Source organism: Shewanella psychropiezotolerans (genome assembly GCF_007197555.1).
Lineage (GTDB): Bacteria > Pseudomonadota > Gammaproteobacteria > Enterobacterales > Shewanellaceae > Shewanella > Shewanella psychropiezotolerans.
In genome coordinates, this window is record NZ_CP041614.1 from 6349783 (window position 1) to 6370000 (window position 20218).

Annotated in this window: 16 protein-coding genes, 1 tRNA gene, 2 rRNA genes and 4 pseudogenes (1 of these 23 cut by a window edge); 7 read left to right on the forward strand and 16 right to left on the reverse strand. The window is 46.4% G+C overall.

Features of this window, described 5'->3' with window-relative positions:
• Positions 1-82: 82 nt before the first annotated feature.
• Positions 83-1243 (forward strand): ABC transporter permease, encoded by a 1161-nt coding sequence (locus FM037_RS27910; protein WP_185977100.1) that lies wholly within the window; start codon positions 83-85, stop codon positions 1241-1243.
• A gap of 288 nt (positions 1244-1531) precedes the next feature.
• Positions 1532-1804 carry a phage shock protein B gene (locus tag FM037_RS27920; RefSeq protein WP_229381031.1) on the forward strand — a complete coding sequence of 91 codons (273 nt, stop codon included), beginning with the start codon at positions 1532-1534 and terminating at the stop codon, positions 1802-1804.
• Positions 1805-1868: 64 nt separating this feature from the next.
• Here FM037_RS27920 and FM037_RS27925 read toward each other — a convergent pair whose 3' ends face one another.
• On the reverse strand, positions 1869-2882 hold the full coding sequence (locus FM037_RS27925) for a GlxA family transcriptional regulator (RefSeq protein WP_144048688.1): 1014 nt from the start codon (positions 2880-2882) through the stop codon (positions 1869-1871).
• A 250-nt stretch (positions 2883-3132) separates the two neighbouring features.
• Here FM037_RS27925 and FM037_RS27930 point away from each other — a divergent pair, with 250 nt between their 5' ends.
• Positions 3133-3312 carry a hypothetical protein gene (locus tag FM037_RS27930; RefSeq protein WP_144048689.1) on the forward strand — a complete coding sequence of 60 codons (180 nt, stop codon included), beginning with the start codon at positions 3133-3135 and terminating at the stop codon, positions 3310-3312.
• Positions 3313-3346: 34 nt separating this feature from the next.
• On the opposite strand, the gene FM037_RS27935 is transcribed toward FM037_RS27930, so the two are convergent.
• The 10 genes and pseudogenes from FM037_RS27935 to FM037_RS27965 form a co-directional block, all read right to left on the reverse strand.
• Entirely contained in the window at positions 3347-5005 is a 1659-nt protein-coding gene (locus FM037_RS27935) for a methyl-accepting chemotaxis protein (RefSeq protein WP_144048690.1), read from the reverse strand.
• 206 nt (positions 5006-5211) lie between these two features.
• Positions 5212-5304 (reverse strand): annotated as a pseudogene (locus FM037_RS28925) (molybdopterin adenylyltransferase); the annotation flags it as partial.
• A 184-nt stretch (positions 5305-5488) separates the two neighbouring features.
• Positions 5489-5581, reverse strand: a pseudogene (locus FM037_RS28935) (molybdopterin adenylyltransferase); the annotation flags it as partial.
• A 45-nt stretch (positions 5582-5626) separates the two neighbouring features.
• Positions 5627-5719: pseudogene (locus FM037_RS30565) on the reverse strand (molybdopterin adenylyltransferase); the annotation flags it as partial.
• A gap of 46 nt (positions 5720-5765) precedes the next feature.
• On the reverse strand, positions 5766-6299 hold the full coding sequence (mog, locus tag FM037_RS27940; RefSeq protein WP_144048691.1) for a molybdopterin adenylyltransferase: 534 nt from the start codon (positions 6297-6299) through the stop codon (positions 5766-5768).
• A gap of 127 nt (positions 6300-6426) precedes the next feature.
• Positions 6427-6939: an NlpC/P60 family protein gene (locus FM037_RS27945; RefSeq protein WP_144049168.1), complete on the reverse strand. Its 513-nt coding sequence runs from the start codon at positions 6937-6939 to the stop codon at positions 6427-6429.
• Between the two features lie 120 nt (positions 6940-7059).
• On the reverse strand, positions 7060-8244 hold the full coding sequence (locus FM037_RS27950) for a BaiN/RdsA family NAD(P)/FAD-dependent oxidoreductase (RefSeq protein WP_144048692.1): 1185 nt from the start codon (positions 8242-8244) through the stop codon (positions 7060-7062).
• Positions 8245-8420: 176 nt separating this feature from the next.
• Positions 8421-9440, reverse strand: a complete 1020-nt coding sequence (gpsA, locus tag FM037_RS27955; protein ID WP_144048693.1) for an NAD(P)H-dependent glycerol-3-phosphate dehydrogenase — start codon at positions 9438-9440, stop codon at positions 8421-8423.
• Between the two features lie 106 nt (positions 9441-9546).
• On the reverse strand, positions 9547-10035 hold the full coding sequence (gene secB, locus FM037_RS27960; RefSeq protein ID WP_144048694.1) for a protein-export chaperone SecB: 489 nt from the start codon (positions 10033-10035) through the stop codon (positions 9547-9549).
• Between the two features lie 106 nt (positions 10036-10141).
• Positions 10142-10576, reverse strand: a complete 435-nt coding sequence (locus FM037_RS27965; protein WP_144048695.1) for a rhodanese-like domain-containing protein — start codon at positions 10574-10576, stop codon at positions 10142-10144.
• A 241-nt stretch (positions 10577-10817) separates the two neighbouring features.
• Here FM037_RS27965 and gpmM point away from each other — a divergent pair, with 241 nt between their 5' ends.
• The 4 genes and pseudogenes from gpmM to FM037_RS27985 all read left to right on the forward strand — a co-directional run bounded on the left by gpmM (position 10818) and on the right by FM037_RS27985 (position 15574).
• A complete protein-coding gene (gene gpmM / locus FM037_RS27970) occupies positions 10818-12362 on the forward strand; it encodes a 2,3-bisphosphoglycerate-independent phosphoglycerate mutase (RefSeq protein ID WP_144048696.1) in 1545 nt (514 codons plus the stop codon).
• A 10-nt stretch (positions 12363-12372) separates the two neighbouring features.
• On the forward strand, positions 12373-13506 hold the full coding sequence (locus FM037_RS27975) for a murein hydrolase activator EnvC family protein (RefSeq protein ID WP_144048697.1): 1134 nt from the start codon (positions 12373-12375) through the stop codon (positions 13504-13506).
• Between the two features lie 32 nt (positions 13507-13538).
• Positions 13539-14758: pseudogene (locus FM037_RS27980) on the forward strand (S41 family peptidase).
• A gap of 45 nt (positions 14759-14803) precedes the next feature.
• A complete protein-coding gene (locus FM037_RS27985) occupies positions 14804-15574 on the forward strand; it encodes a divergent polysaccharide deacetylase family protein (protein ID WP_144048698.1) in 771 nt (256 codons plus the stop codon).
• A gap of 27 nt (positions 15575-15601) precedes the next feature.
• Here the strand turns inward: FM037_RS27985 and FM037_RS27990 are convergent, their stop codons facing one another.
• From FM037_RS27990 to FM037_RS28010, 5 genes are all read right to left on the reverse strand, one after another.
• Positions 15602-16060, reverse strand: a complete 459-nt coding sequence (locus FM037_RS27990) for an Rrf2 family transcriptional regulator (RefSeq protein WP_144048699.1) — start codon at positions 16058-16060, stop codon at positions 15602-15604.
• A 21-nt stretch (positions 16061-16081) separates the two neighbouring features.
• Entirely contained in the window at positions 16082-16333 is a 252-nt protein-coding gene (locus FM037_RS27995) for a YkgJ family cysteine cluster protein (protein WP_144048700.1), read from the reverse strand.
• A gap of 646 nt (positions 16334-16979) precedes the next feature.
• Positions 16980-17056 (reverse strand) — tRNA-Asp (locus tag FM037_RS28000).
• Between the two features lie 95 nt (positions 17057-17151).
• A 5S ribosomal RNA gene (gene rrf / locus FM037_RS28005) occupies positions 17152-17267 on the reverse strand.
• Positions 17268-17470: 203 nt separating this feature from the next.
• A 23S ribosomal RNA gene (locus tag FM037_RS28010) occupies positions 17471-20218 on the reverse strand (it continues 155 nt past the right edge of the window).

The following is a 20218-nucleotide window of genomic DNA, read 5'->3' on the forward strand; positions in this document are numbered from 1 at the left end:
AAATGATGCTCTTCAAAGCATCCAAGCAGGATGCGCGTTTTCAAAGCCAACTTATCGGTAAAGATGAGGGAATCACAGCATGATGAACAAGATAATGACCATGGTTCGCAAGGAGCTTATCGATGCCGCCAGAGACAAGCGCTCTGTCATGGCCGGACTCTATTACGCTATTGGTACTCCTCTATTGATGTGTGGCATGTTTATGCTACTCATAGGTCAGATGTCGAGTCCGAAAGATCTCAACATCAAGATAGAGAATGCCGATAACGCTCCGGATCTTATCAAGTACCTATCCAGCCAAGGGATCACCCATGGTGATAGTCGCAGTACTGATGATGAAGGTGAACCGCTGGATGTAAAAGATATCCGTCTGGTTATCAGCGAAGATTATGCCGCTCAGATGGCTAAAGGCCTCAGCGCCGAAGTCATACTGATAGCCGATAACTCTAACGAGAAGCTACAAAACTCTATTCGTCGTCTCGAGCGTAACCTGCAGACCTATAGCGCCGAGATGGGTAGCTTACGCTTGATAGCCAGAGGCATAGATCCACGTGTGGTTCAGCCAATTAAGGTGAAGATAGAAGATCAAGCCACGCCGGACTCCAAGGGCGGGGTTATCTTAGGTGTCGCCACCATGACCATGATCTATGCGGTGTTTATCTCGGGTATGAACTTGGCCATAGATACCAGTGCCGGTGAACGAGAGCGAAATTCATTGGCCTTGTTACTCAGTCATCCGGTATCGACCCGTAGCATAGTGCTAGCCAAGGTGTTTGCCGTTACTGTGTTCGCCATGTTGGGTCTGCTGTTAACCCTGATCATCTCCAAAATATCCTATGCCTATGTCCCCTGGCATGAACTTGGATTTACGGTCAACATAAGCACAGACTTCATCTTGCTCATGCTATTGATTGGACTACCCATAGCCATGATGGCCGCAAGCCTGCAACTCTTTGTCTCCTTTATGGCCAAGAGCTTTAAAGAGGCTCAGTCCTATCTGACTTTAGTACTCATAGTACCCATGATGCTGTCGATGGCCGCCAGCTACAACATAGCCCCTGATACCTTGCAGTGGCTCCCTGTCTCCGGGCAGCAACAGGCACTGATCGCCTTCATCAAGGGACGCGAAATCCCTATGTTGCAGCTAGTGCTGTCCTCGGTCGTGACCTTAGTTATCGCCCTAGCCCTGACCTTCAGCATGGAAAGATCACTCAAGAGCGAGAAGATAATCTTCGGTTTATAATACCAATCGGTATAAGAAAGTGGTCAACTCAGAGTTATTTTTGGCTGCATAATTCAAGGCGGATGAGTGAGGGAATGGTGATCCCTTTCGAGCTCATTCAACACAGAAGTAGGCTGCCAAAAACACTCCTGAAAGGCGAGTTTTAGCACTTCCGATACGGCGTTAACGAGCTTAAACGTAGAATATATGTTCCTCACTCGTTGCCTTGCCTCCGAAGCGCTAAACTCTCGCTGAGTGACCACACTTTTATACCGATTGGTATATCAATAACACAGCTAGAAGCCCAGAGTGACTCGCACTCAGGGCTACATCATAAGGAGAGAGATAGATAAAGAACTGATTATCATGGTTGTTATGATCGTATTTATCGCCAGCGTGACGTTTACCGAAGGCCTTAAGCAGTACTTAAGACTTTGCAAGGTGAACAGGTCAGATATTAACCAAGATGAGCTAGCACTGCTGCGCAAGCAAAATCGTCATCTCGAAGAAAGGGTGCAGACTCTGGAGAAAATAGTCACAGATGGCAGCCATGATCTCAAACGAGAGATTAATGCTCTATAAGTTTACCTCTCTCTACACTCCGATATTCAAAGCAACCCACATTGCTGCTCATGCATGAGTTGAGTTAACAGCAGCTGTGGGTATTAAACTTTTCCCTGTAGGCTCTGGGGCTAAGACTCGTCAGCTGAATAAACAGCTTTCTAAATGAACTCACATCTTCGTAGCCAACCCTATCTACTATCTGCTCCAGGGCAAGTTCGGTGGTTTCGAGTAATCGCTTAGCCTCATCGACACGCAAACGCTGCATGTAACTAGCAGGCGTCTCATTGAGCGCCTTCTTGAAACGCCTGATCATGGTACGTTTACCCACAGCAAATTTATCAGCGATATCATCGAGCAAGAAACTCTGCCCTATTTGTGCCTGCATCCAATTTTGGATCTTAGTCACCAACTCATCTTTGTGATTATTAACCCCAATGGATAGATCCATGGACATGAAGGGCTGTTGCGAGGTTCGATTGGGGTCTATCAGTAATATCTTGGCCATCTGATGGGCAATTTGTTCACCGGCAAGAATTCCTATCAGGTGAAGTGCCAGACTCAGATTCGAAGTCGTCGCGCCAGCGGTATGAATATGCTCATCTGAGATGACCAGTTTATCCATACAGAGATTCACATCAGGAAAATTTCGCTCGAACATCTCCTTTAACCACCAAACCGTCGTGGCCGTGCGACCATTAAGCACGCCTGAGGCGGCTAACATCAAGGTGCCGGAGCAATAAGCAGCCACGGGTTTTCCACTGGCAGCGAAGAGCCTCAGGGGCTCGAACAAAGGTTCAAACTCATTGAGATAAGCTTGAAACTCCTCTCTGCTCGTCACAAAGGCAGACGCAAGAATAACCGCATCGGCTTGCAGAATATCTTCGGGTTTATCCAGACCTATGGCGGGGATTTGAATATGCTGATTGGTATTCACCGGCTGGCCATCATATGAAACCACATGACAATGAAACAGGTCTTCTTTTGCATCTGGATTCATACGTCGCCAATAAACATTGCAGAAACTGAACACATCGAGAAAACTGACAATACCACCGGCAACCACATTCCCTGCAGCCAATATTATTATTTTCTTCATCTCAGTCTCTCCTCAAGTTCAATCATCAAGCTATGACCACAAGACTATAATTCAAAGACTATGACCAAAACACAAATTGTCACTTTTAACCCTTATTTTGTCAATAATGACACTTTATAAGATTTTGTCTAGTTTTTATACTGAGATGACACTGGGAACTTCAATGAAAGCTTCAGTTGAAGACCAGAAAGTGTTGCAGGTTCTTAGCTGAACACGAGTAATGAATAGAAGTGATTAATAGGAGTAAATGATGTCAAAATCGAATAAGCATCTGGTGATGAGCCTGAGTTATCTTGGAATAAGTTGGGCATTACTATTTTGGCTACATTTTAGCACCGAGCCCAACATCTTTGCCCACTTAGTGGCGATACCCAGCTTACTAATGTTTACCGGGTATAGCGCCTATCAGATCATTAAGAAGGGAACCTAGGGCGAATAATACGCTTCCCTAGGTAACGAGAAGACTAGGTTTTAAACTGCTGAACCAGCAGTTGCAGCTCTTGCGCCATCTCGGCTAAACGTTCACTCTCACTGGATGTCGAGTTAGCACCTTCGGCGGCTTCTTCGGCAGCATGATTGATATTAACGATATTAGCGTTGATCTCCTCCGATACCGCAGATTGCTCTTCTGCTGCTGTGGCAATCTGAGTATTCATCTCGGTAATGGTACCGATAGATTGCGTGATCATCTGCAAGGCCTCACCAGCAGATTTGGCATGACTCACACTCTCATCGGCATACTTTCGGCTATCCGACATGACACTCACTGCTGTTTTAGCTCCACCTTGTAGCTTCTCGATCATCGCCTGAATCTCTTCGGTAGACTCTTGGGTTCGACTCGCTAAAGTACGGACCTCATCGGCAACCACGGCGAATCCTCTTCCTTGCTCACCCGCTCTAGCGGCTTCGATAGCCGCATTTAGCGCTAGCAAGTTAGTCTGCTCGGCAATCCCCTTGATAACATCGAGAATAGTGCCAATTTGATTACTGTCTTTCTCTAAGTTTTGTATCACTTCGGCAGCACTTTCTATCTCGGCAGCTAAACCAACAATAGTATCCACGGTATTATTGACGACCTGCATGCCCTCTTTCGATTGGTCATCAGTCTGATTGGCGGCATCTGCGGCATCATTAGCATTCTTAGCCACCTCGACAACCGTTGCCGTCATCTCATTCATCGCAGTGGCAACCATGTCCAGCTCATGTCTCTGACTCTGGACCGAAGCGGCAGTTTCTGAGGTAACCTTCGCCATGCCTTGTGCCGACTCAGCCAACTGCTTCGAAGTATCGGAAACGCTATTAATACTAGCTTGAAACTTATCTAGCATCAGATTAAACGCTCTAGAAAGAGCTGCAAATTCATCCTTACTACTGATTTCGATGCGACGGGTCAGATCAGAATTTCTCTCTATGTCATCTATGGACCGGGTCAAGGTGCTTACAGAATGTAAAATACCTCGTGCAACAAAGAAGAGCAGCAGACCACCAAGCACAAAAGAACCTATGGTAATTAAGATCAGCTGCTGTTTCATGTCAGCCATGGAAGCGATTGCAGCCTGCTGTATCTCCTGTCTGGAACTTTCCTCGGCTCTAACTAGCTCTTTGAAACTAGCTCTAGCCTTATTAGCGAAAGGACTCGCCCCTGTACGATATGAACTCCAGGCTTCCTGTAAGACATCCGGATTACGATCAACGGATTTAAGCTGTAACATGCGAGCGCGGCCATCTTCTAAGAATGCCTTTGTGGCTTGTTTAGAATTCGCCATCAACTGATTAAGCCGATTCTTAGCATCTCTGTCCGAGACCAGTCTTAGAGAAGCTTCGAGGTTATCGAAATGGCTATAAATATCACGAATTCGAGTATCTAACAGAGAGTAATTTTTGTCGAAATCATCTCCAAGCATGATGCTACGTGATAGACGAGAAACATAATTCATGTCTCGGCTGATAGATAAGATGTACTTTTGACTGTTCACACCAGCTTGATCATATTCCTCAAACTTATCTGCCACAAAATTTGTATTAATGATGACATCGACCAGTATGGTTACCCCGGCTAAGCCAAAAACTAACATCACAGCCATCAATTTACGTTTGATGCTCCATGAAGATAAAAATTCCATCCCTCTCTCCTCAACATTTATTCGAATCGATATGATTTCGACCTAATAAAGTATAGGTCATGCTTTGATCCATAAGATTAAAACAGTGGAGATGAAACAGGGGATGCTAAATTATACAAAAGCGCTAAAAAGTTGTGAGAAACTGTAAAGCAGACAATAAAAAGCCTGGAAATTACCGGGCCTTAGTCACTTTTTTAAAAATCAGCTTACTTGGCCTTTGGGCGGAATGGTTTGATAACTGACTCGTCACACTCGAGGAAAGGTCCGTTCATTAGATCGATGCAATAAGGAATTGCCGGGGAAGATAGAGAGCGCATCGAGACGCTCTTAACTTTCAAGATATGCTACTTGGCCTTTGGACGGAATGGTTTGATAACTGACTCGTCACACTCGAGGAAAGGTCCGTTCATTAGATCGATGCAATAAGGGATTGCCGGGGAAGATAGAGAGCGCATCGAGACGCTCTTAACTTTCAAGATATGCTTACTTGGCCTTTGGACGAAATGGCTTGATGACAGATTCATCACACTCAAGGAATGGGCCGTTCATTAGATCGATGCAATAAGGAATTGCCGGGGAAGATAGAGAGCGCATCGAGACGCTCTTAACTTTCAAGATATGCTACTTGGCCTTTGGACGGAATGGTTTGATAACTGACTCGTCACACTCGAGGAAAGGTCCGTTCATTAGATCGATGCAATAAGGGATTGCCGGGGAAGATAGAGAGCGCATCGAGACGCTCTTAACTTTCAAGATATGCTTACTTGGCCTTTGGACGAAATGGCTTGATGACAGATTCATCACACTCAAGGAATGGGCCGTTCATTAGATCGATACAATATGGAATTGCAGGGAACACGGCATCGAGACACTCACGAATCGACTTGGGCTTACCTGGCAAGTTAACGATCAAGGTATCACCACGAAGTCCGGCTGTTTGACGTGAAAGAATAGCGGTCGGCACAAACTTAAGTGACTCGGCGCGCATGAGTTCACCGAAACCAGGCATCATACGATCACAAACGGCTTCCGTCGCCTCAGGGGTAACGTCGCGTTTAGCTGGGCCAGTGCCGCCAGTAGTAACGATTAGACTGCAGTTCTGCTCATCGGCCATCTTGATAAGTGTCGCAGAAATCACATCTTGCTCATCAGGAATCACCTCATAGACAGGCTCCCACTCAGAAGTCAGATACTCGTTCAATACCTTGATAATCGCTTTACCAGAGAGATCTTCATAGACGCCTGCACTAGCTCTATCACTGACAGTTACAATACCGATTTTAGCTTTAGTCATCTTAAGTCCTACTGGTGGTGTTATCTTCGGCAAGCCCTATCGATGGCACCGAAGCTGGAGATATTAGTTGCATGTAAACTAACATGATTTGCGGCCATTATATCTGGCTTATCGACAAAAATGAGAGCTACAAGCTTCTGGACAGCCAATACTTACGCTTCCAATAGCTATTATTTAAGGTGGATATCATCACACCTTGGCTCGTCGATGCATGCAAAAACTTAGAGTCACTCAGGTAGATACCCACATGCCGAGTCGACCAACCGGTTTTGAAAAATACCAGGTCGCCGGTTTTCAGATTTCCCTTAGCAACTTTATGCCCAAGGTTTTTCTGATCCGCCGTGGTTCGGGGTAACTTCCTACCGAAAATATCCTTGTAGGCCAGATAGACGAAGGCAGAGCAATCCACGCCCCGCTTACTCATGCCACCATAACGGTAAGGCGTACCTTTCCACTCTCGATGAAATGCCATCAGCTTCAGCTCTAATACCTGTTGTTTGGTCTTAATAGCATCTAGGCCTGATGTTTTAGCCTGATTCGCAGCAACATTGGTTGCAGTGCCTGTTTCAATCTGCTCCGGCAACTGACTCGAACACCCGGACATAAACAGTAGAAGCAAGATAACTAAGGGTCTAAACATCAGTGCCTCAAAGAAAGTATCGAAAAACAAAGAGAAGTAACTTAAAGCCATGTTAACACCGCAGACATTAACAGAAAGTGAACTCAGTATGATTCCTCAATATCTCCTTCACTGGCAACATTAAACCGCCTGACCCGCGGCAACACCCGATGACCAAGCCCACTGGAAGTTGAATCCTCCCAGCCAGCCGCTGACATCCATCACCTCACCGATAAAGAAAAGCCCAGGTACTGATTTGGTTTCCATGGTTTTCGACGACAGCTCATCGGTATCTAAGCCACCTAAGGTGACTTCGGCGGTGCGATAGCCCTCGGTGCCATTCATCATTATTTCCCAGGACTCGAGATCCACAGCAAGCTGTTCCAGCTCTTTATGGACTAACTGATTCATAGCCCTGTTAAGCAGAGCTTCGTCGAACAGGGCCTCGACCAGACGTTTAGGTAACCAATGTCCCAGAGTATTTCTCAGGTTCTGCTTCGGATGGTTCGCCAGCACCAACTCGATGGCGGCTCTGGCATCGATACCTGGGAGCAAGTTAATCTTGATGGTCTCACCAGGCTTCCAAAAATTTGATATCTGAAGAATGGCAGGGCCTGATAGGCCGCGATGAGTAAAGAGCAAGGCTTCACTGAACTGAGTCCCGTCTTTTGCCGTTATAGTACTGGGTACCGCAATGCCAGACAGTGGCTCAAATTTGAGTTTCTGCTCGGGTTGCCAGGTAAAAGGCACCAGACCGGCATAGGTAGGCAACACCTTTAAACCAAACTGCTCGGCAAGATGATAACCCAATGGGCTAGCACCTAGCTTAGGCATGGAGAGACCGCCTGTGGCTACCACTAACGAATCACAGCTATAGACATCTTTGTCGGTCGCTATTTCAAATTTCCCAGAATCAGCTTGAGTGATCTTGCCAATCTCGGTGCGGAGTTTAACCTTAGCACCGGCCCACTCACACTCGGTCAGTAGCATGGTGACTATCTCTTTGGCCGAGTCATTACAGAACAGTTGACCATGGTCCCGCTCGTGGTACTCGATACCATGACGCTCGACAAGATCGATAAAGTCGCTGCTGCGATACCTTGCCAGGGCTGACTTTACAAAATGCCCATTGCCACAGATGAAATTATTCGGCTCAACTTTCTGGTTCGTGAAGTTACATCGTCCACCACCGCTAATGAGGATCTTCTTCCCCGCCTGCTTTGCTGCATCCAGCACCAACACATCACGCCCACGGTAACCCGCTGTAGCGGCGCACATCAGGCCTGCGGCACCCGCTCCGATAATTATGACGTCATGATGTTTCACTTTATAGCCTCGAATTTAAATACAAATACTGAATCAGGAATAATTTTGGCCAGACACAAGATACCTCAGCTAGCCGTCCATGGGCTGTGGCATAAGTGTTCCAGACACAAAAAGGGTGCTATTTTAGCACCCTTTTTTATCTTTAACATACGAAGAAGCATGAACCTAATACTTGATTACTCGCTATCTTGGGTCTCAGATTTTATCTCTCTGGCTAACAAGGTTACGGCAGCCTCGCGAGGCGTCCCGCCCTCATAGAGCACCCGATAAACTTGCTCAGTGATCGGCATCTCTACGCCAAGTCGCTTAGCTAAAGCATAAACTTCTTTGGTATTACGGTAACCTTCAACCACCTGACCTATCTCTTCCTGAGCCTCCTCGACACCTTGCCCCCGGCCTAAAGCCAGTCCGAAGCGACGGTTACGAGATTGGTTATCTGTACAGGTAAGTACCAGATCGCCTAAGCCTGCCATGCCCATAAAAGTACTGGCTTGGGCCCCCATAGCCTCACCTAAACGAGACAATTCAACCAGGCCTCGGGTGATTAATGCGGTTCTGGCATTGGCACCGAAGCCGATACCATCCGACATACCAGCGCTGATGGCGATGACATTTTTAACCGCACCGCCAAGTTGCAGGCCGATAAAATCGTCGTTGGCATAAACACGTAGCCGTTTAGGGCTGTGTAATAGCTCGACTAGATCTTGGGTAAAAGTAGCATGGGTTCCGGCAACGGAGATAGCGGTCGGCATTCCCGCCGCTAACTCTTTCGCAAAAGTAGGTCCGGAAAGCACGGCTAAAGGATATTTATCGCCTAACACATCTCCGGCAACCTCTTGCAACAGTCGTCCGGTCTCAGGCTCAAGCCCTTTTGTCGCCCAGACTATGCGTGAATCTTCACGCAGCAGAGGCTTAGCTTGGCCCAATACCATGCCAAAAACATGGCTGGGAACCACAACTAAGATATTATTCGATGCGGCTAGCGCCGTCGCCAAGTCGGCTTCTGGAACAAGCAGGTCGGGAAGCGTTATCCCCGGGAGAAATACTTCATTAGCGCGGTCACGCTTGAGGTTCTCGATATGCTCAGGGTCATGACCCCACAGCAGAGTTCGATGGCCATTACTGGCTAAAGAAATAGCAAGGGCGGTGCCATAAGACCCCGCCCCTAATACCGTAATATCGGCAGTGTTTTTCATATAACTACTCGCTTAATGCCAATTCATTCGAGTCTAATATTCGAATGAATCAGCCACTATCTGAGCAGCGACTGAAAAATGCTGAACAGATACGTTCAGTTTTTAATTATGCGCTTGCTTCTTCAGTCTTAGCAGCGTCTTCTGCACCGGCTTGACGCTGGTTAACGTACTGAGCGAAAAGCGCGTCGAAGTTAACTGGTGCTAGGTTTAGCTGTGGGAAAGTACCACGAGAAACCAGGCTACCCACTGCTTCACGAGCATATGGGAATAGGATATTTGGACAGTATGCACCTAGTGAATGAGCAAGTTGCTGCTCAGTCAGACCATTGATTGCGAAGATACCAGCTTGCTGAACTTCACAAAGGAATGCAGTTTCGTCACCGTTTTTAGCGGTAACAGTCAGAGACAGGACAACTTCAAAAACGTTGTCAGCTAGCTTAGCGCTACGAGTATCAAGATCTAGCTTAACTTCAGGGTTCCACTCTTTCTGGAAAACAGCCGGGCTGTTTGGAGTTTCGAAAGAGATATCCTTGGTGTATACACGTTGGATATTGAATTGAGGATCTTGTTGTTCGTTATTTGCTACTTCAGCCATAATATTTACCTATCCAATTTATTAGGCTTCAAAATTGAAGCCAATTTTAAGGGCTTTTGTTACTTGAGACCTGTAACTCGCTCTCAGACACCATCCCGGGTTATTGTTATTTCTTACTTTTCGTTACCGGCAGATTACTTGACTGCCACTCACCCATACCGCCTTTGAGGTTATGTACAGATTCGAAACCTGCTTTAACCATCAACTGCGAGGCTTGTGATGACACCATACCTGCGTTGCATACCATTATAATGGGACTTGCTTTAAACTTTTCAAGGGCTGAAAGTTGATTATTTTTAATTTCAGATAAAGGCACATTCAAAGCATCGACGATGTGACCCTTCTTAAACTCCGCTTTTTCCCTTACGTCTATCACTTTGGCATCTTGCTTATTGATAAGCAGCGTAGCCTGTTGGTGATCGATCGTAGTGACCTTAGAGATACTGGATTTGAAAACGCTGACGATAAGACCAATCAAAAGACCTATCCAGGCTAAGCTGAGCATAGGGTTAGCTTTCAAAAATTCGATATATTCTTGCATGGTGAACTGCCTACTTCTTAGGGCTGAAAATACAATTAGGGCACAGAGTATACCACCGCGATAGGAGATTGCAGCATCTTGTTGAAGGACGAAAAGTCTGTGGATAAAGAGCGTTAATAAGATAGATGCAAACTCGATTATATCAATCTAGGTAAATTCCTTTTTCAACCAGGTCTTCCGTAGTAATATTTATCCAATTTCTATTTTCAACTTTATCTTTCAAACTTAAAAAGGTACCACTATGACGACACGCAAACGCCCTTTGGCATTGCTGATCCTCGATGGCTGGGGTTACCGCGAAAACACGCAAAAAAATGCCGTTTTCCATGCTAAGACCCCGGTTTTGGATCGACTCAATGCTCAATACCCTAACAATCTAATCTCAGCTTCAGGCTTAGATGTGGGACTACCCGATGGTCAAATGGGTAATTCCGAAGTTGGTCATATCAATATCGGTTCAGGACGCATTGTTTATCAAGAACTTACCAGAATAGGTAAGGCAATTGATGACGGTGAGTTTCAGCAAAACCCAGCACTACTCGAAGCCATAGATCGCGCAATCGCCAAAGAGGGTGCTGTACACATAATGGGGCTACTGTCTCCCGGCGGCGTACATAGCCATGAGAATCATATCGAGGCCATGTGCCGCCTAGCAGTCGAGCGAGGTGCTAAGCAAGTATATCTACACGCTTTCCTCGATGGTCGCGACACTCCACCACGCAGTGCAAAATCTAGTTTGGCTCATTTTGATGATCTGTTTACTAGATTAGGCACCGGCCGTATTGCTTCAGTGATAGGCCGCTATTATGCAATGGACCGTGATAATCGCTGGGATCGTGTGACTCTTGCCTATGATTTGATCACCCAAGGCGAGTCTCTGCATCAATACACCAATGCTGTAGATGCCCTGGAAGCGGCTTATGAACGTGACGAGAGCGATGAATTTGTCGCAAGCTCGGCGATTACCGACAGCCAAGGTAATCTGGCTAAACTTGCCGATAGCGATTCGCTGATTTTCATGAATTTCCGCGCCGATCGTGCTCGTCAAATCACTCGCAGCTTCGTCGACTCTGATTTCGATGGGTTCGAGCGTAAGATGACGACAAAAGCACACTTCTTGATGTTGACTCAGTACGCCGCGAATATACCGGCAGCAATAGCCTATCCGGCAACAGAGCTCGTCAACACCTTAGGTGAAGCTTTGCAGAGTCGGGATAAGACACAACTGCGTATCTCAGAGACAGAGAAATATGCCCATGTGACTTTCTTCTTCAACGGCGGTAAAGAGGAACCATTTAAGGGAGAAGACAGAATTCTGATCCAATCTCCTAAGGTGGCAACCTATGACCTACAACCTGAGATGAGTTCTGTAGAACTCACAGATAAATTAGTCGCAGCCATAGAGTCTACTGACTATGATGTCATTATTTGTAACTATCCAAACGGAGATATGGTTGGCCATACGGGTAGCTTCGAGGCAGCGGTTAAAGCCTGTGAAGCAGTCGATACCAGTATCGGCCGCGTCGTGGAAGCTCTGACTAAGGTGGGAGGAGAATGTTTAATCACAGCCGATCACGGTAATGCCGAGCAGATGACCGATGAGAAGACCGGCCAGGCACACACGGCTCACACTTGCGAACCAGTGCCATTGATCTACGTTGGACGTGATGCGATTATCGAAGATGGCGGTCGCCTGAGCGATCTTGCTCCAACCATGTTAACCTTGATGGGAGAAACAGTGCCATCAGAGATGACTGGGCGTTCCATCATCAAAATCAAAGAGTAACCACTGACACGTGAATATTCGTTTTTTCAGTAAAGCCAGCATTTTTGCTGGCTTTATCATGCTTTCAACGCCACTGCAGGCCTCAGACCTACAGCAGCGTCAATCCGATCTTAAAGTACTGCAATCACAGATAAGCAAACAAGCATCGGATCTAAAAGACACCGCTAAGCAGCGAGAAAAGTTAATCTCATTGCTCAAGAAAGATGAAAAAGCGATCGCCTCAGCTGCTAGAAAAGTCAATGAAACCCAAAATTCACTTTCTAAAACAGATAAGAAACTGGCTCAATTAGATAAACGCCAAAACAAGTTAGATACACTGAAGACAACCCAGCAGGAAACATTAGCCAATCAGTTGGCCAGTGCCTATTTAGCGGGTAATCACGACTATAGTAAGATGCTACTCAACCAGCAGAGCCCAGCAAGTATCGAACGTCTACTCGCCTACTATCAATATTTGAATAATGCCCGCATGGCATCGATCAATGAGTTGAAACAGACCATTGAAGAGCTCAATGACATTCAAATTGAACAGATAGCCCAGAAGACTCAGCTTAATAAGCTCATTCTCAACCAGCAACAACAGGCGAAACAGCTCAACCTGGAACAGAGCCAAAGACAAAAAACCCTGACACAACTGCAGAGAACACTCAATAGCAGTGGCGCCAGACTGGAGCAGATGCAGATAGAAGAAGCCAGTCTCAAACATGTCGTCGAGCAAGCCATCGTGGCCATGAGAAGTAACCCTAAGATGGAAGGGTTATCCAGTAGCAGAAAGCTAAAATGGCCGACCAAGGGGCGTATCAAGTCGGGCTTCGGCAGCCGTAGATCGGGTCAGGTAAAATGGAAAGGGGTCACACTCTCGGCTCCGGAAGGTCAAACAATAGCGGCTATCGCAGCGGGAAAGGTCATTTATGCAGACTGGTTACGCGGCTTCGGTATGGTGCTAGTTGTCGATCATGGTAAGGGGTATATGAGCCTGTATGGTCATGCCCAAACCCTATTAAAAAACCCCGGAGACTCTGTAAATAAAGGAGAATCTATCGCATTAGTCGGTCGGTCGGGTGGACAGACTGAGCCTGGCCTATACTTTGAGGTAAGGCATAAAGGGCAAGCGGTCGATCCGGCGAGATACTGTAAACGCTAGGAGAGATCTAGCCCTTAAATATAGGGGCTGCCATGTCAAAATATATTCGCTACCTTTGTAGTATTCTCATTGGTGTAGGGCTAGGGATATCCGTTACCCTATCAGGACAAGAAAACGCCGAACAGTATCATCACAATCTCAACTATCCGCTCCTACTCGACGTTATCGACACAGTTGAGACTTACTACGTAACAGAATTAAGCCAAGATGAGCTTATTGCTGCAGCAATAGAAGGGATTTTTTCTAAGTTGGATCCTTATTCCAACTTTCTCGATAAACAAGAATTCTCAAATATCAGAAATGCCAACAAGGGTGAATATTTTGGTTTTGGCATAGAGATAGCGACCGAAGATGACAAGATAACCATAATAACCCCCTTCCCCGACTCCCCTGCCGAGCGTGCAGGCATAAGAGCAGGCGATCGAATAGTTAGACTCAATAATAATAAAGTTGATTACAGCAAATTAGACGACCTACTTAAAGAAATCAAAAACCATAGCCAGAATAATCAATCGATTGTGCTCGCACTCACTCACCCCAATATGGATACTGTCTATGAAGTCACCTTAGTGCCGAGCCTCATCTCGGTGCATTCGGTCACGGCCGAATTGCTGGATGGCAATATTGGCTTTATCAAACTTGCCAGCTTTCAGGACAATTCTACCGAGGAGATGGTTAAGCAATTAGCCCTGTGGCAACCGCTAAAATTACAGGGACTCATCTTAGATCTGAGGAATAATCCAGGAGGCTTACTCGATCAAGCCATAAAAATTGCCGACATCTTTCTCGAAAAAGGCAGAATAGTCTCAACCGAGGGACGATTCTTCGACGCAAACTCAGACTATTATGCCTCGCCCCAAACTATGCTTCACGACGTCCCTATTATGGTGTTAATCAACAAGGGATCTGCTTCTGCTTCAGAGGTGCTTGCCGCTGCCTTACAGGATAATAAAAGAGCTAAGCTGATAGGTGAGACTAGCTTCGGTAAGGGAACCGTACAGAGTCTAATTCCTACATTAATGGAAGGGAACGCAATAAAACTGACTATAGCCAAATACACCACCCCAATGGCCGGGACATTAATAGTAAGGGGATTGAGCCAGATATAAAACTTCAATTAGATACTGTCACAAATGAGCAAACTGTGCCTATAATCGACGAGACCAATGTCCATGATAAAATTGAAAATAATAATGTTGAAACTGATCTGATATTGGATTCAGCAATTACATGGATAAAAACTCATTCTTAACGCCTTTTGCTCTTAGTGTAAAAGGTATGGAAAATACCTAACACAGTGCGCTTTTTAATATTTTATTTTGCTTTAATTTTTCCAGCTAGCTATGGAAATGCCGCTCAAGTTGCGATCATCATTGACGATATTGGATATCGTCAATCCGATGAAGCCGTACTGACCTTACCCGATAACATTACCCTCTCAGTGCTTCCTCACACACCTCTGGGCAGTTCAGTTGCTCATATTGCACACGAAAGAGGCTACGAAGTAATGCTACACCTGCCTATGCAGGCACTCAATGGCAAGAAGCTTGGTCCTGGTGGAATAACCAATGACATGAGTGAAACAGATGTTAAGCAGACCATAAACCAGGCTTTCGAGAGCATCCCTTTCGCTAAAGGCGCCAACAATCATATGGGAAGTTTATTGACCCAGCTGGATGAGCCAATGCAGTGGGTGATGGAAAGTTTAAAACAGAAGCAAGTCTACTTCGTCGACAGTATGACCACACGTTACACCAAGGCGGGAAGTACAGCCGACAAACTAGGTATACCTCAGTTAAAGCGACAGGTATTCTTGGATAATGACGTCTCACAAGCCGGTTTGAACCTACAATTTGAACGCCTTATCGCCTTAGCACATAGGCAAGGCCAAGTCGTTGCCATAGCTCACCCATATCCTGAAACCATAGAATATTTGAAACTAAATCTACCGCGATTACAGCAGGCAGGCATCAGCCTGGTTAAAACCTCGGAGCTTTTACCTTATAGGATTGCAGTAAGTAAAAAACAGGAGAAGACAGGAAAAGACGCTACCATCAGGTTGAAGTAGCGACTGATATCACTCTAAAAGCTAACTCTAGGAGCTAAGTTCAAGTACAGGAATAGACAATTCAGGAAGCAGCTTTACCAACTCATGATTATTGCTAACGATATCCGACAGAGAATATTGGTCTAAGACCGTTAAATAAGCCGTAACAGCCTCGGCTAATACACCTCTTAACTGGCAAGAAGGGGTCAGGCGGCAGTATGGTTTACTGCAATCGATAGGCGCCAGAGAATTTTCTAAAACTCTCACCAGTTGACCTATATTGATCTCTTTCGGTGACTTACCTAAACGAAAACCACCACTCTTACCTCGAATAGTTTCTAAGTAACCTAGCTTACCCAGGTGGTGCACGATCTTAGAGACATGGTTAGGCGACAAGTCAAAGACCTGAGTGATCTCCGAGATTCGAAATAGCGTCTCTCTGTTAGGCTGAATAGCCAAATACATTAAGGTACGAATACCAAAGTCTGTATAACGAGTTAACTGCATTAGGCACCTTACAAAGTTAGTCTAACTGGTTTGAGCCTCTAAAAAAGAGATCAAACTAATAGCTTCAGAATTAGTACTACCACAAACATCAATAGTTGCAGAGAAGGAGCTGCACACTTCCGGGCGCTCTTTCATCCCAAAAATCATGCATAAATTATCATTGGATAGTTGAATACACCGCTCACCCGCTGGTTTACCTTCAGGCATCCCAGGAATGGGGCTAGTGATCGATGGGGCAATACAACAAGCTCCACATCCAAGCCGACAATTCATAAAATCATTCCTTTCAACACATTATACCTATTATTGAGTACCATAGCAGCCGTTATGATCACAGCATCTTCTAATAAAGCTAATTCATTTAAACTAGTTTACTCTTTTTGTCCCCTCCCCGTCTTTGATTCACAACAAAAGCAGCTCATAGGTAGAAAGAATAAATCGAAAACCAATCGGTATAGGAATGCATGGATGCACAAATGTCATGAAGATTGACGCAAAGGACATGGGTGGACGAGAGTGACGTCAGGTACAAGCTTTCGAGCGCGAAGCTGGGGCGGACTAGCACTTTTTAAAAGACGAACCCGCGCCCCCGGCGTGACAGGCCGCTTTCTGCTTAATAAAGAGGCTAATATCTCCATGGGCCGCTCCTTAATATCCTATTACTACGGCATTCAAACATCCATGTTTTCAAGGAGTGTATGCCAAATCAATGTCTGGAACACTTCTGTTAAATCAAGAATGGTACAACTGAACTACGAAGTGCATAGATGCACAAATGTCACGTAGACCATGGATGGTCGAGAGTGACCGCTCCTTTAGCAAAGTGCTTACGCATAATGCTGAATACTTTTTCGTCATTTTCATTCAAAAATTAAACACGAAAAAGCCCTAACATTGCTGTTAGGGCTTATCGTAATGTTGGCGGAGCGGACGGGACTCGAACCCGCGACCCCCGGCGTGACAGGCCGGTATTCTAACCAACTGAACTACCGCTCCTTTAGCAAATTGCCGAAGCATTCTGCTAAATTCTTTTATCGTCGCTAGCTTGTCAGGGCTAGGAGACTCGCTTTAATCAATAAAGCTAAATAGGCGCCTGGAAATGACCTACTCTCACATGGGGAGACCCCACACTACCATCGGCGCGATTGCGTTTCACTTCTGAGTTCGAGATGGATTCAGGTGGGGCCACAATGCTATGGTTTCCAGACTAATTTGACGATTACTTTCAGCTTTTTAAAAAAGCTAAAGGTAAAAGAATTTAGAAAGCTGTATAAATAATTGGGTTTAGTACACGGATGTACTGTATGTCATAAATGCAGGAGCATTTTATGACCAACTTAAATCAAGTTCGTATTCTTTTGTGCTTATGAAGTAACACACACACTAACTACACAAACCCATCTGGGTTGTATGGTTAAGCCTCACGAGTCATTAGTACAGGTTAGCTCAACGCCTCACAACGCTTACACACCCTGCCTATCAACGTCCTAGTCTCGAACGGCTCTTTAGAGGAATTAAATTCCTAGGGATGACTCATCTTAGGACTCGCTTCCCGCTTAGATGCTTTCAGCGGTTATCGATTCCGAACGTAGCTACCGGGCAATGCTATTGGCATAACAACCCGAACACCAGCGGTTCGTCCACTCCGGTCCTCTCGTACTAGGAGCAGCTTCCTTCAATCATCCAACGCCCACGGCAGATAGGGACCGAACTGTCTCACGACGTTCTGAACCCAGCTCGCGTACCACTTTAAATGGCGAACAGCCATACCCTTGGGACCGACTTCAGCCCCAGGATGTGATGAGCCGACATCGAGGTGCCAAACACCGCCGTCGATATGAACTCTTGGGCGGTATCAGCCTGTTATCCCCGGCGTACCTTTTATCCGTTGAGCGATGGCCCTTCCATACAGAACCACCGGATCACTATGACCTACTTTCGTACCTGCTCGACGTGTATGTCTCGCAGTTAAGCTGGCTTATGCCATTGCACTAACCGTACGATGTCCGACCGTACTTAGCCAACCTTCGTGCTCCTCCGTTACTCTTTGGGAGGAGACCGCCCCAGTCAAACTACCCACCAGGCACTGTCCTCAACCCCGATTCAGGGGCCTGAGTTAGAACATCAAAACTACAAGGGTGGTATTTCAAGGTTGACTCCATCAGAACTAGCGTCCCAACTTCAAAGTCTCCCACCTATCCTACACATGTAGGTTCAATGTTCAGTGCCAAGCTATAGTAAAGGTGCACGGGGTCTTTCCGTCTAGCCGCGGGTATACGGCATCTTCACCGCAATTTCAACTTCACTGAGTCTCGGCTGGAGACAGCGTGGCCATCATTACGCCATTCGTGCAGGTCGGAACTTACCCGACAAGGAATTTCGCTACCTTAGGACCGTTATAGTTACGGCCGCCGTTTACCGGGGCTTCGATCATGAGCTTCTCCGAAGATAACCCAATCAATTAACCTTCCGGCACCGGGCAGGCGTCATACCGTATACTTCCTCTTGCGAGTTTGCACAGTACTGTGTTTTTGATAAACAGTTGCAGCCACCTGGTATCTGCGACTCCCAACAGCTTAGAGAGCAAGTCTCATCACCGTCGGGAGCGTACCTTCTCCCGAAGTTACGGTACCATTTTGCCTAGTTCCTTCAGCCGAGTTCTCTCAAGCGCCTTGGTATTCTCTACCCAACCACCTGTGTCGGTTTGGGGTACGATTCCTACTAACCTGAAGCTTAGAAGATTTTCCTGGAAGCATGGCATCAACTACTTCAACCCCTTAGGGTCTCGTCATCAGTCCTCAGTCTTGCAATTTAATGCGTATTCCCGGATTTGCCTAAGAATACAACCTACAACCTTAAACGCGGACAACCAACGCCGCGCTAGTCTAGCCTTCTCCGTCTCTCCATCGCAGTTAGCAGAAGTACAGGAATATTAACCTGTTTCCCATCGATTACGCCTTTCGGCCTCACCTTAGGGGTCGACTTACCCTGCCCTGATTAACATTGGACAGGAAACCTTGGTCTTTCGGCGAGGGAGTTTTTCACTCCCTTTATCGTTACTCATGTCAGCATTCGCACTTCTGATACCTCCAGCGTGGGTTACCCCTTCGCCTTCAACGGCTTACAGAACGCTCCTCTACCGCACTAGTGCAAGCACTAGTACCCATAGCTTCGGTGTATTGCTTAGCCCCGTTAAATCTTCCGCGCAGGCCGACTCGACTAGTGAGCTATTACGCTTTCTTTAAAAGATGGCTGCTTCTAAGCCAACTTCCTAGCTGTCTAAGCCTTCCCACATCGTTTCCCACTTAGCAATAACTTTGGGACCTTAGCTGATGGTCTGGGTTGTTTCCCTTTCCACGACGGACGTTAGCACCCGCCGTGTGTCTCCCGAGTAGTACTCATTGGTATTCGGAGTTTGCAAAGGGTTGGTAAGTCGGGATGACCCCCTAGCCTTAACAGTGCTCTACCCCCAATGGTATTCGCTCGAGGCGCTACCTAAATAGCTTTCGAGGAGAACCAGATATCTCCCGGTTTGATTGGCCTTTCACCCCCATCCACAAGTCATCCGCTCATTTTTCAACATAAGTCGGTTCGGTCCTCCAGTTGATGTTACTCAACCTTCAACCTGCCCATGGATAGATCACCGGGTTTCGGGTCTACACCTTGCAACTAAACGCGCAGTTAACACTCGGTTTCCCTACGGCTCCGCTATTCGCTTAACCTCGCTACAAAATGTAAGTCGCTGACCCATTATACAAAAGGTACGCAGTCACGGTCTCAAGAACCGCTCCCACTGCTTGTACGTATACGGTTTCAGGTTCTATTTCACTCCCCTCACAGGGGTTCTTTTCGCCTTTCCCTCACGGTACTGGTTCACTATCGGTCAGTCAGGAGTATTTAGCCTTGGAGGATGGTCCCCCATGTTCAGACAAGATGTCACGTGTCCCGTCCTACTCGTTTTCATCTATGGTTAGTTTTCATGTACGGGGCTATCACCCTGTGCCGCTGAGCTTTCCAACTCATTCCACTAACACCCATAGACTTAAGGGCTAATCCCCGTTCGCTCGCCGCTACTAGGGGAATCTCGGTTGATTTCTGTTCCTCCGGGTACTTAGATGTTTCAGTTCCCCGGGTTTGCCTCACTACACTATGTATTCA

Coding starts and splice junctions, on each gene's coding strand:
- FM037_RS27910 (WP_185977100.1), top strand. CDS start 83: ATGAACAAGATAATGACCATGGTTCGCAAGGAGCTTATCGATGCCGCC.
- FM037_RS27925 (WP_144048688.1), bottom strand. CDS start 2,882: ATGAAGAAAATAATAATATTGGCTGCAGGGAATGTGGTTGCCGGTGGT.
- FM037_RS27930 (WP_144048689.1), top strand. CDS start 3,133: ATGTCAAAATCGAATAAGCATCTGGTGATGAGCCTGAGTTATCTTGGA.
- FM037_RS27935 (WP_144048690.1), bottom strand. CDS start 5,005: ATGGAATTTTTATCTTCATGGAGCATCAAACGTAAATTGATGGCTGTG.
- mog (WP_144048691.1), bottom strand. CDS start 6,299: ATGACTAAAGCTAAAATCGGTATTGTAACTGTCAGTGATAGAGCTAGT.
- FM037_RS27945 (WP_144049168.1), bottom strand. CDS start 6,939: ATGTTTAGACCCTTAGTTATCTTGCTTCTACTGTTTATGTCCGGGTGT.
- gpsA (WP_144048693.1), bottom strand. CDS start 9,440: ATGAAAAACACTGCCGATATTACGGTATTAGGGGCGGGGTCTTATGGC.
- secB (WP_144048694.1), bottom strand. CDS start 10,035: ATGGCTGAAGTAGCAAATAACGAACAACAAGATCCTCAATTCAATATC.
- FM037_RS27965 (WP_144048695.1), bottom strand. CDS start 10,576: ATGCAAGAATATATCGAATTTTTGAAAGCTAACCCTATGCTCAGCTTA.
- gpmM (WP_144048696.1), top strand. CDS start 10,818: ATGACGACACGCAAACGCCCTTTGGCATTGCTGATCCTCGATGGCTGG.
- FM037_RS27990 (WP_144048699.1), bottom strand. CDS start 16,060: ATGCAGTTAACTCGTTATACAGACTTTGGTATTCGTACCTTAATGTAT.
- FM037_RS27995 (WP_144048700.1), bottom strand. CDS start 16,333: ATGAATTGTCGGCTTGGATGTGGAGCTTGTTGTATTGCCCCATCGATC.